The following is an 11,455-nucleotide window of genomic DNA, read 5'->3' on the forward strand; positions in this document are numbered from 1 at the left end:
CGCGGGGTTCTACGTCGAGCACCAGAAGCCGGAAGAAGCCCAATGGCTCGAAACAGGGTTTGTCGAAGGACAAGGAACGACCTCCGATGCGACGAGCTACCGATTCGCCGTTGAGGAGATCAGAACAGGCACGCATCAGTTCCGGCTTCGCCAGGTCGACATCGACGGCACGGAAACCCTATCGAAAACCGTGTCGGTTCGGGTTATCCCGGACGACCCGGTCGAGATCATCGTTCGGTCGTCGCCGTCTGCGAATCCAACGGCCACGGTGACACCACGTGAAACCGGGGACATGCGCGTTGTGCTCTATGACATCTTGGGGCGCCAGGTCGACGTTCTACATCAGGGAATGGTACAATCTGGAGAGACCGTGAGCATTGACCTCAGCGGACAACGACTCTCGAGTGGGACATACTTTCTGAGAACGCGAACGGATCAATTATCGACGACCGAACGGGTCACGGTCGTGCGATAACCTAATTCGCTGACACTCTATGTTCTCATGTCGATCATGCGTTGGTTTACACGGAACACATCTCCTACTCGTACTGCTGCAGTTTCAGATATCCAGATGATTCAACACGGTTTTGCGTGGACACGCCTGCGGAGCACTATCGGGGGTCGTGTGCCCCTGTTTTTCATCCTCGTGATCGGTCTCATTGCCTCAATAGATGCGACCGAAGCGGAGGCACAAAACGTGGCCTATGAGCGTGAGCAACGGGTGCGGATTCCTGCACCAGAAGGAATAAGCTCGGAGCAGCTTGGACGTGGGCGACCGATTAATGGATCGGGATTTAGCGTCGTTGAAGTGGTTCCGGACGCCAGCGCACGCACGGTTTCTGAGAGTGACAACTCATACGAGGCTGACCTACGTCTTCAACAGTCTCAGTTTCAACTCAATGCGACAGCCAACGCGCTCGGGCTACTCAGTGGTGAATGGTCTGATGCGTCGAAGAACCGATACGCACTCCTGAAGGTGCAGAACATCACGCGTGTCGACCGACTTGACCTGCAAGGGGGGAGGCCGCGAAATGTCGACGCCGACTACTTCATCTCAGCCATTTACTACGGCTGGTCGCTTGACGTGATGATCCGTGGTCGCTCGTCGTCTTTCACCTCTGGCGTTGCCGCCAACCTGCAGTCTGTCATCGGACAACCCGGCGGAGACTTTCGCCGGATGGCCCAGAGCAATCAGCTGACGACAAAGGTGCGGCTGCGTGGACTGGAGCCTAAAGGGAGTAGCGTCCCGATTGCACTTTCTGCAGAGGAGGTCAGGCAAAACTTCCGAATCGCGGAGGCCGAGCCCATCATGGTCGAATACACGTTTCTGAAAGATGTGGAATCTGAACCGATTGAATGGGAGACGCGCCAGATTGGCCCCGGCCGATACCAAATTGACGAGATCGGCGTGAAGGTCTCCAACCAGACCCGAAATGGGAAGAGTTGGGACTTCAGCGGCCCTCCCGATCCCATGATCACATTTTACCAGGATGGGGCTCTGAAAGCAAACCTGGGGCGGCAGCGTGATACCCAGACGGCCACATTTCAACCCCAACGTCCGGTCAACCTTAATGCGGGAACCAGCTTGCAGTTTGCCGTCGAAGATAAAGACCTGAGCGAGCCCGACTTCATCGGAGAGATGTCGATCACCTTCGATGAACTCTCACGCCAAAAACCCGGAACCAAAATCCCGCTTTCCGTCGAGGGAAGTGTGCTGCAAGGATGGGTCGTGCTCTCCGAGCTCGACCGGTCGGAGTTAAAAGATATCGCAGCCGTCCAAGGAAGCACCCCGGAATCGTACTCAATGACTACCTACCGCGGCTCCAATGGAGTCATGCGCATGAGTAAACCGGAGGGGTGGCGAGACCATTATCAGGCCGGATGGGGGCAAGACGGGTACTTCAATGTCGGTCTGATGCTCGCTCCGGAGTCCGCGGAGGTGGCAAACGTCGATGGATATCTGTCTGAGGGCGTCCGCGTGAATCTATGGGTAGCACCACGTGGGCAGCAGACGAACGTCGAGGTTGAACGATGGGCACCGCAAGCCATACGCGGGCTTTTACAGTCAAACCCTGGATTTGAACGGGTGGACTCGTCTCGCACACAAATTGCCAACGGGAGGACCATCACCTACACCTTGGCGGGAGAGAGCGAGCAGATCTCCGAACCCGAACGTAACCAGCTAGTCTTCATTGCTACGCCTAGGTATCTGGCCCGAATCGACCTGGTCAGTCCCGCTCGCCTCTGGGACGAGTATCAGCCGCTCTTCCAGGAAGTGTCCAACAGTCTGCACGTGATCGGCGCACCAGAGCGATGATATTATTCTATACTATACGCTCACTGCTGGGGCTGGGAGAAGCTATCCGGCCTGCCGGTCATTCAGGACCCACCTACAATTGGGCCACCTCCATTCTCTGACTTTCGCTAACTTGTACTCGGTGCCACAACGAACCCAATAGAGCGTCTTCTTGGTCAAGCTCGCGCGACGGAACGACAATACCCTTAAGGTATCACTACCGCATGGAGTAACGGTGTCGACACCGACACAAAAAGTGCTATATTATTGAAGGAGCGAAACACCCAGCATCAAGGGTTGAACAATCCTTAACTTAGCCTTTATAAAGGGTTGCTGGCATATCAGGCGAGAAACAAGTGCAGCCGCATGGCCAGCACTCAATAACTCACTAAACATAAATTAAAGAGATATGATTACTATTGTAAAGATGTTTATCGTTCTGATGGTTATCCATGAGATACAGATGCCTGTTCAAAAAGCAGAAAAATAGAATAAAAAACGTGACGCCCCTGGCGCCCAAGAGATATGGCTAGCAGGGGTTTTGCTTTTAGACGAATCCAGATGATAGACCCTGCCTCTTCGAGAAACCAGACCAACGGCTTTATCGCAGCCTGACCGACTTCGGCGCCAGGTAATCTCATCTAACTGAAGCACCCATGTCAACAACGATTACCAAGTCTCAGAAGGTGGGACTTACCGGTTGCTGCATATCAATAGCAGGAATCGTCTTACTGTATCTTTTTGCACCTAGGTCGGACAGTTTGATTCTTGTACTAGGATTGATTCCTTCTATAGGCGCACTGTTCTCAACATACAGGTTTATCCCACCGAGTAAAATTGGGAAGGTCACAAACACGATACTGGGCTTATGGGTCGCTTTTCTGGGTATAGCAGGTGGGGATGGCCTTGGCGGTCAACTGCAAGGAATAATCATTTTCATCGGCGCGGTCTTATGGATCGTTGGTTCATACCCAAGCGCGTTGCAGCGCTTAAGTCAGCAGAGGCCACCCGATAAGTGAAAGTGCTAGAGGCTATTTAGAGGGTGTCTGAAAATTGTCAGGCTCGAGTCAGCCGACGCAGCATGAGCCGTGTCATGGCGATTTTGATCATGGCTTCGGCGGTTTGAACCTTGCGTTCGTAATCTTTTGCGAGCCGCCGGTAGCGCCCGAGCCACGCGAAGGTGCGCTCGACCACCCAACGCCGGGGTTGAACCGCGAATCCTGTCGTTGTAGTGTAAGCTTCCTCATTATCTGGCCCAGTCAAAAGTAGAGAGTTCGAGGGGAAGCAGGCTCGCGGGTGGCTGGTGTCCGAGCGATTTGTGCGGCCTGCGGTGGTTCTAGTCGTACTGCCACTCCTGCGCTTTCTCCCGGACCTCATCAAGCGTCCGGAAGACATACGCGCTGAGGAGTTCACGTCGGAGGCTGCCGTTCAAGCGTTCGATATACGCATTCTGCGTCGGTTTACCGGGCCGGCAGACGACGTCGTTGGATGCGAGCCGCCTGTCGAGTGGGACGTACTTCGTACGCTTGCAGTCCGCAGGCACGGTGCGCACCGAACAGATCACCGTCGTTCGGTAGCCCCAGGCACGGCGCGGGACCGCTGCCGTCTGATGACGCCCGCGCGCCCGCGTACCCTCGAATCCTCTACGTCTGGCTGGGCGAGATAACAGGGATAGTAGGGAAGCCTACATCTCCATCAAAAACGAACCGACGCACGTACGACGGCGAAATGGGAACCGAGAAGGGCGAAGCGTCTGGAGCGAGAGACTAGGCCCTTGAGACTGAGGTTCGTCGATTCCAGACGCGGTTCGTCGATTCTGGGCGAACGCGTGGCCCTGGGGCGGCTACAGGCACGCGAACCGTCTTCTCGTCGCGCCGCCCATCCCCATGTCTCCCTCGCGATTCGGTCCGCTTCGTTCTGCCGTTCCCTTTAGCCTTGCGTACTGGCGCCCTGTGCTGCTTGTCGCACTCGGCATCGCCGCCGCAGCGGGCCTCAACCCGGCGATGTCCCAGCCGACGTCGACGAACAACGCCGCCGTCGTCACGGGGACCGTTGCCGATGCCTCGGGCGCGCCGCTCTCGTTTGCGAGTGTCTACCTTGCTGGAACGACGGTGGGCACCGCGACGGACACAACTGGCGCGTTCGTCTTCACGACATCGCGCACCGGCCCCCACACACTTCGCGCGTCGATGCTGGGCTATAAAACCACGTCTACGGATATCCGGCTGACTGCGGGTGACACGACACGCGTACAGTTTCGACTTGCAAACCAGCAGGTCTCAATGCAGGAAGCCGTGATCACAGGAGCACGGGCGCCGCTAGACATGGATGCGCAGGCTTCGCTGACGCCACTGGAAGCCGTCACGACGGCGGGGGCTTCCGGCGATATCTTTCGCGCACTTCAGGCCCTCCCTGGCATCGGCGCACCGGGAGACGGGGCGGGGCTATTTGTCCGCGGCGGCGACGTGAGCGAAACCCGGACGCTTCTCGACGGAGCGCCACTCGTGCATCCATACCGAACGGAAACACCCACCGGCGGTGCCTTCGGTACGGTGCCGCCGTTCCTCGTGGACGGAACGCAGTTCTCGACGGGCGGCTTCTCGGCACAGTACGGCGACGCGCTGTCGGGGATTCTGGCCATGGACACGAAGGATCGCCCGCAAGAGGCGTCACAATCCCTCGGTCTGGGACTTGCCGGAGCATCGGTGTCCGTCAGCCAGCCGATCGGGGACGCGGTCGGGCTTCGCGTGAGCGGGAATCGGTCGTTCACCGGTGTTCTCTTCGCTGTAAACGGGCGGGGTGATGAGTTCGAGGTGGCGCCCCAGGGATGGGATGGAAACGCGGTGCTGAACTGGGATTACGCGCCAGACGGGCAGCTGACGTGGGTTTCGTTCGGACGACTCAACCAAATTGGCCTAAACTCGGCGCAGGGCGCGTACGACGGGCTTTTCGACAGCCGCTCAACGAACCAGCTTCATGTCCTCCACGCGATGCAGCAAGCGGGGACGTGGACGCTGGACGCGAGCCTGTCGTGGAACCGGTTTGAGGATGACCGCGCGTTCGGTGTGCTCCAGACCCGCCTCGTCGACGCCACCTGGGCCGTCCGCCTGGACGCTCGCCGAAACGCTGTCTGGGGACTGGGGCCAGACTGGACGCTTCAAACCGGCGTCGTGGCAGAACGTCGCCGCTACCGGTTTCGAGGCCAATTTCCGTCACAGCCGGATGTCATCGGCCCATCTGCTCCCGTCTTCTCCGTTGACGAAACCGTCCGAGACCGGCGGACCGGCGGCTACGCGCAGCTTGCTACGACGCGATTCGAGCCGCTGACGCTCACCGCCGGCGCCCGGTCGGACGCCTACGCGCTGACAGGCGATGTTGTCGTGGATCCGCGCGCGTCGGCTCGCCTCGCCTTGAGCGAAACGACGACGCTTCGCCTCGCGTGGGGACGCTACCATCAAGGGCCGGACCTGGAAGATGCCGGGCAGCACGCCGGACCAACATCGCTGCGGCCTGCATCGGCGCAGCACGTCGTAGCCGGGGTGACGATGGACCGCGACCCGCTGCTCGTTCGCGTCGAGAGCTACTGGAAGCCCTACGACGACCTCGTGGTCCGAACCGGTCCGGAGTCCTTCGCGAATGCCGGAACCGGACAAGCTCGCGGCTTCGACGTGTTTGCGCAGTACGGAACGTTCCTGGAGACGCCCGTCAGCGGGTGGATCTCGTACGGCCTGCTTGACGCTGATCGGACGCAGCCACGCGACATTGGGGCGGACGTGGTGCTTGACGACGGACCGGCACCGTTCGACCTCACACATCAGGTTTCGCTGGTGGGGAAAGTGGAGATCGTACCTCGCGTTTACGCGGGCGCCTCGTACCGGCTGACCTCCGGCGAACCGTACACACCCGTCATCGAGACGCGTACCGGGCCTGCAGGGAACGTTCTCCCCGTGGACGGCTCCGTCGGAAGTCAGCGACTGCCAACGTACCAACGCCTCGATCTGCAGCTCAGCTACTTCTGGCCCCTCGGTGACGGGCGGCACGCGCTGTTTTACGCCGCCGTTAACAACGCCCTCGACCGCCGCAACGTCCTCGGGGTTACGTACTCTCCCGACTACCGCCAATCAAACTACCAGCGCAGCCTGTTCCGGCGCTCGTTCTACGTCGGCGTCACCGTCCAACTCTGACCAGGGGCGGCCTCGCAACGCCTTATCGATCCGACACGCGACTCATCGACCCGCCGAGAACGAACCCGTTTCGTCGGCTTTGGACCTTGCGACATCGACCGCTCACCACACGCTGCCGCTATTATGTCATCTTCCTCGTCTGTTTCCACGCTCGCAGCCTCACTCCTGACCCTCTTGCTACTCACCCTCGCCCCATCTGCGACGTCTGCTCAGCCTGTTGACTCACTATTGGCCAGGGGAACCGACCTTCTTGAAGAGGGAACAACCCATGGCGACCCCGCGACGTTACAGCAAGCGCGAAGCCTCTTCCAGCGAGCTACCGCCTCCGACACCCTCGCCGCGGTCAGCCACTACTACATCGGCCTCGCCGACTACCGTCTCATCGACGTATCCGGCGAGGATCAGCAGGAGACGTACATGGACGACGCCGCCAAGCACCTGGAGAAAGCGCTGGAGCTTCGGGCGAGATGGGCAGAAGCCAATGCGTTGCTCGCTCTCGTCTACGGACGCAAAGCCGGACAGGGCATGCTCAGTGGAATGCGCTACGGACCCAGAGCCGACAACCGCTTAGAGGCTGCAAAGGCTGCTGATGCCGACAACCCGCGCGTTCTGATCGCCGAGGGTATCAGCCTCATCAACAAACCCAGCATGTGGGGCGGCGATAAAGATCTTGGCCTGAAGCGGCTACAAGAAGCCATTCGCGAGTTTGAGGAGAACGCAACTGCCTCCGACACGGCGTCGAAGTCGCTCGAACCCGGCTGGGGACATGCCGAGGCGTATGCCTGGATCGGAATCACACACGCGAGTGCTGACCGTTTCGACCCCGCCCGAAACGCGTTTCAGAGCGCACTGTCGGTCCGCCCAGAGTACGCATGGGTTGAAAACGTCCTGATGCCCAAGCTCGCCGCCGCGGAGTAGCCATCAAGTCTCACTCTGCAAAGTAAGGAGCCCTGAACCGACGTGTGACCGCTGAACACTCCCGGACCTGACCCGTCATGCCCTCCCGCACCGAGCCTCTCAACACCGACGTGCACACGGAGACGCCCGAGGCCGTTCGCAAGCGCCTGGAAGAGGCGACGCCTCCGCCGCCGTCCATCACGGCCGCGGGCGTCGGGCTCTCCGCCGTCGGGTGGGCACTCTTTGCACTGCTCTATTCCTTCCTCGTCGCTCAGGACCAGCCGGAGACCCCGTTCGCCTTTCTTTTCACCGGACAACTCATTTTCGCGCTGCTCCACGCGATGTTGAGCGTGCCGGTGTGGTGGGGGACGGTTCGTGCGATGGATGACGGACACTGGATCCGGCCACTGATCGCGCATCTTGTCATGGCCCCCGTGTACGCGTTCGTTGGGCTGGAACTGTATCTGGCTCTCATGGATGCTATCATCGGCGATTTTGTCGTGGAGCAAATTCAGGCGTCGTATCAATGGGTATTGTTGAGTGGGGGAACGCTGTACGCCGTGCAGTTTGCGATCTACCACCTCGTCCGGTCGTTTCAGCGGCTTCGGTGGCGTGAGAAGCAGGCCTCCGAGTACGCCGCCCTGGCCCGGGAGCGCGAGCTGGCTGCCCTGAAGGCACAGGTGCACCCGCACTTTCTCTTCAACACGCTCAACTCCATCAGCAGCACCGTCTACGCCGACCCGGAGGAAGCGCGGGAGATGATCGCCGACCTTGCCCAACTGCTTCGTCACTCGCTCGACAGCATCGACCGCGACACCGTTCCGCTCCGCGACGAGCTGAGAATGGCTGCTAGCTACCTGAGCCTCGAATCGCACCGTTTCTCTGACCGTCTCCGCGTCGATGTCCGTGTTAAGGTGCCCGACGACGCCCTCCACGCGCCGGTCCCGCCGATGGTCGTTCAGCCGCTCGTCGAGAACGCCGTCAAACACGGCGTTGGGCCGAAGGAGGACGGCGGAACGATCCAGCTTGGCGTGCAGCAGCGTCGGGACAGGCTCCGCGTGACTGTTGAGGATAACGGCGTCGGTCCAGGAGAAACGCTTCCGCTCACCGGCAATAACGCAGCAGAGATACATCGCGGAAATGGACAGCGCGAAAACGAACGCGCCGGTGAAGATGCTGGAGCCGATGGCAGCGGCGTCGGACTCGTCAACACAGACGCACGGCTGCGGAAGGTTTTAGGAGAAGAAAGCCGACTACACGCCGAAGCCGTCAGCCCGCACGGCTTCCGGGTCTGGTTCGACGTGCCAGTATCGGCTGAAGTGTAAACTGGTTCTTACAGCGCACCGAGTGCGGCTGCACCGGGCGAAATGGCGCGATAGATCGTGCCGCGTTCACTCCATGATTTTCGATCGAGATGAGTGCATCTTCCTCCCCGTCGGTCCCTCCGCTTCGAGCGATCATCGTCGACGACGAGCCGCCAGCGCGTGCGCTCGTGGACGAATTCCTGTCCGCGTACGACGCGATTGACGTGGTGGGGTCTGCCGGATCCGTCTCGGACGCGGTGGACTGTATCGACGCCGAGGCCCCCGACCTGGTCTTCCTGGACGTGCAGATGCCCGACGGTGACGGGTTCGACGTGCTGGAGCAGATCGACACACTTCCCGACATCATCTTCTCGACAGCCTACGACGAGTACGCGATTCAGGCGTTCGAGACCGGCGCGGTGGACTACCTACTGAAGCCGTACAAGCGCAGCCGTTTCGACACCGCCGTGGGTCGCGTCCTTGCTCGCCACGATGGCCGACCCGACCCTAACGACGCCAATCCTGATAGAGAGCCAGCACCGTCCCGTACGGGTGAATCAAGCGACTACGCCGACCGCATCGCCGACCTGTTGCAAGCCGCCAAAGCGCCGGGGGATGCCCCCGAGCGGCTGTACGTGCGCCACGGCGGCAAAATCATCCCCGTCGAGCTCGACGATGTGTTGTGGATCAAAGCGGATGGCGACTACTCCGAGCTGCACACCCAGGAGAACACATTTCTTTCCTCGAAAGGGATTGGCGAGCTGGCGGAGCGGCTGGACGAGCGCCGATTTGCCCGCGTGCACCGGTCGCATATCATCTCTCTCGGTGCAGTCGACCACTTGCGCAGCGACGACTCCGGCGGATACGTGGCACGACTGGTCGACGGCACCCGTCTCCGCGTCAGCCGCTCCTACGCTCCGGAGATCCGCGACCGGATTGTGTAAGCAGAGCAGGGCACGACGTCAGGGACGGTGAGGCATACGGCGAGCGAGGTCGCGCAGCCAGGCCTGCTCCGCGACGGTTGTCCCATCCACCGGATGCTCGCTCAGTGCGGATTCAGCGTCGTCGATCCGGCGATGGGCGTCGGCGTGGTTCCCCTCAGCCAACAGTACTGCCGCCTCAGCCCGTCCCGACGCACACGAAGGGACGCCCGGAATGGACGCGCCCTTCCCGCCGCCAGCGCGCTCCAGCCATACCCGGGCCTTTTCCGGATCCTCCCGGTGTGCGGCCTCGAAGTAAGCGGCTTCGACCATGAGTCCGCCGTGCTGCGCCCTCGGCAACCGGTCGAGCAGGTTGAGGGCCTCCGCGAGGTAAGCCCGTGCGTCGTCCGTGCGGCCAGCATCGAGTGCATGGCGATAGGCAAGCATGCGCGTGCTGCCGTCGGTCATGCCGTAGTCGCGCGGGGTGAGCATCCGCTCTACCCATCGGGCGCTCCACTCTCGCGGCCGAGTTCCGCCATATGCCTCAGCGCGCACCGTTGCCAGCGCAACATCGCGATTAGCTTCCGGCGTTCCCCGCAAGAGCGGCCCGAGTCGAGCACCGTCCGTGATGAAACCGCTCCCCGTGCGAAGGGGAAGGAGATTGACAAAACCTACCCCCAGCGACATGATCCCAAAGACGAGGGCAGCCGTCTCCACCGTCTCCCCGACCGGAAGCGCGGCGAGCCCGAGGGCGAGCAGTCCGCTGAACACATTCGCCGCTGCGCCGCCGATCAGCCGGATCGCGCGGGCCCGGCGCACGACCTCGGTGGGGGCTGCCTGCAAGTCGGGTCCCGGCACCCCGTGCGACATGCCCGCGAAAACGCCGTGCTGACTTCGCGACGCCGTCCACCCTTGAGGCGTACGTTGCATCTTGAGCGGCCCGACGGAGACGTGCTGGAGTCGGAATCCTGCGAGGGACCCCGCCACGGTGTGTCCGGCTTCATGAATCGCGATAAGGAGCATTAGCCCCACAGGCGTCGCCACAGCGAGCAGCGCCCAATCCGTTGCGGTCCACGGTCCCGTCAGGCTGTCGCCCAGGAATACGCCTGCTACCGCTCCGACAATCATCATCACGGAAAAAACCAGCAGTCTTCGCCAGGGCGACGAATCCGGAGGGGCCGGTGCCCCACCGGACGAGGAACTCTCGAAGGCTACGGTCGGACCGGGAAGCGCGGGTACGTTCAGGGACGGCGCGGACATGGATGAGACTGAAAGGGAGCAGAAACGAACGGCCAGAGAATCAGCAGAGGGGCCACAGCAGGCCGTTAGCCAGTGGCAACCAGAGCACGACTGGGAGAGATCCGACGCACGGAGACGGCGAGGAAAAGCACACGATTCCGCTTTGCTCGTCGCACATCCGTGTATTTCTCTGCAAGCAAAGGTTTAAAAACCCTTTAGCCGTACGGGCAACCAAGCGTAATGATCGGCCTGCACGTTCTGCAAACAGACGTCTGTAGCGGCCCATTTCTGAAGCCGTATGCACAAACGCAGAAAACCCCGCCAGAAACACCGTTTCGGGCGTTCTGGTGGGGTTTTTTGTGTGGAGCTAAGGAGATTCGAACTCCTGACCTCTGCAGTGCGATTGCACAAGGCTATACGGTTTCTATTTTCCACAAACCGATGTATATCAGTGGCTTATACCAAAGGATATAGCAGCCATAGGTGAGGTGGGGGACACTTAGGGGACATTGCGCTATGATACGTCAAGGCGTCCATGTTCCGACAGCACACGTGCGTCACTATTCATCTTCGGAGTTTTCCCTGGAGTCTTCCTCGGAGTCTTCCAAGACCTTA

General features: G+C 60.5%; 9 protein-coding genes. 6 read left to right on the forward strand and 3 right to left on the reverse strand.

What is annotated here, in order from left to right; translation table 11 throughout:
• Both ACFCU0_RS11595 and ACFCU0_RS11600 read left to right on the forward strand, forming a co-directional pair.
• The coding region (locus tag ACFCU0_RS11595) for a T9SS type A sorting domain-containing protein (protein ID WP_434973836.1) at window positions 1-475 on the forward strand (475 nt) is incomplete at its 5' end.
• A 27-nt stretch (window positions 476-502) separates the two neighbouring features.
• A complete protein-coding gene (locus tag ACFCU0_RS11600; protein ID WP_434973837.1) occupies window positions 503-2,317 on the forward strand; it encodes a hypothetical protein in 1,815 nt (604 codons plus the stop codon).
• Between the two features lie 1,035 nt (window positions 2,318-3,352).
• Here ACFCU0_RS11600 and ACFCU0_RS11605 read toward each other — a convergent pair.
• Together ACFCU0_RS11605 and ACFCU0_RS11610 are read right to left on the reverse strand one after the other, a co-directional pair.
• The gene (locus tag ACFCU0_RS11605) at window positions 3,353-3,691 is read right to left on the reverse strand and encodes a transposase (RefSeq protein WP_434973838.1); all 339 of its coding nucleotides are present in this window, start codon (window positions 3,689-3,691) and stop codon (window positions 3,353-3,355) included.
• Window positions 3,633-3,848 (reverse strand): integrase core domain-containing protein, encoded by a 216-nt coding sequence (locus ACFCU0_RS11610; RefSeq protein WP_434973839.1) that lies wholly within the window; start codon window positions 3,846-3,848, stop codon window positions 3,633-3,635. Before ACFCU0_RS11610 ends, ACFCU0_RS11605 begins: the two co-directional genes overlap by 59 nt.
• A 334-nt stretch (window positions 3,849-4,182) precedes the next feature.
• Between ACFCU0_RS11610 and ACFCU0_RS11615 the strand changes: the two genes are divergently transcribed.
• From ACFCU0_RS11615 to ACFCU0_RS11630, 4 genes are all read left to right on the forward strand, one after another.
• On the forward strand, window positions 4,183-6,480 hold the full coding sequence (locus ACFCU0_RS11615; protein ID WP_434973840.1) for a TonB-dependent receptor: 2,298 nt from the start codon (window positions 4,183-4,185) through the stop codon (window positions 6,478-6,480).
• A 123-nt stretch (window positions 6,481-6,603) separates the two neighbouring features.
• Window positions 6,604-7,398 (forward strand): tetratricopeptide repeat protein, encoded by a 795-nt coding sequence (locus ACFCU0_RS11620; protein WP_434973841.1) that lies wholly within the window; start codon window positions 6,604-6,606, stop codon window positions 7,396-7,398.
• 77 nt (window positions 7,399-7,475) lie between these two features.
• Window positions 7,476-8,702 (forward strand): sensor histidine kinase, encoded by a 1,227-nt coding sequence (locus ACFCU0_RS11625; protein WP_434973842.1) that lies wholly within the window; start codon window positions 7,476-7,478, stop codon window positions 8,700-8,702.
• Between the two features lie 89 nt (window positions 8,703-8,791).
• Window positions 8,792-9,625, forward strand: coding sequence for a LytR/AlgR family response regulator transcription factor (locus ACFCU0_RS11630; protein WP_434973843.1), 834 nt, complete (start codon window positions 8,792-8,794; stop codon window positions 9,623-9,625).
• A gap of 18 nt (window positions 9,626-9,643) precedes the next feature.
• On the opposite strand, the gene ACFCU0_RS11635 is transcribed toward ACFCU0_RS11630, so the two are convergent.
• Complete coding sequence (locus tag ACFCU0_RS11635) at window positions 9,644-10,861, reverse strand: hypothetical protein (protein WP_434973844.1); 1,218 nt, start codon at window positions 10,859-10,861, stop codon at window positions 9,644-9,646.
• Window positions 10,862-11,455: the final 594 nt, after the last annotated feature.

Origin of the sequence: Longibacter sp. (assembly GCF_051155795.1) — a bacterium.
GTDB lineage: Bacteria > Bacteroidota > Rhodothermia > Rhodothermales > Salinibacteraceae > Longibacter.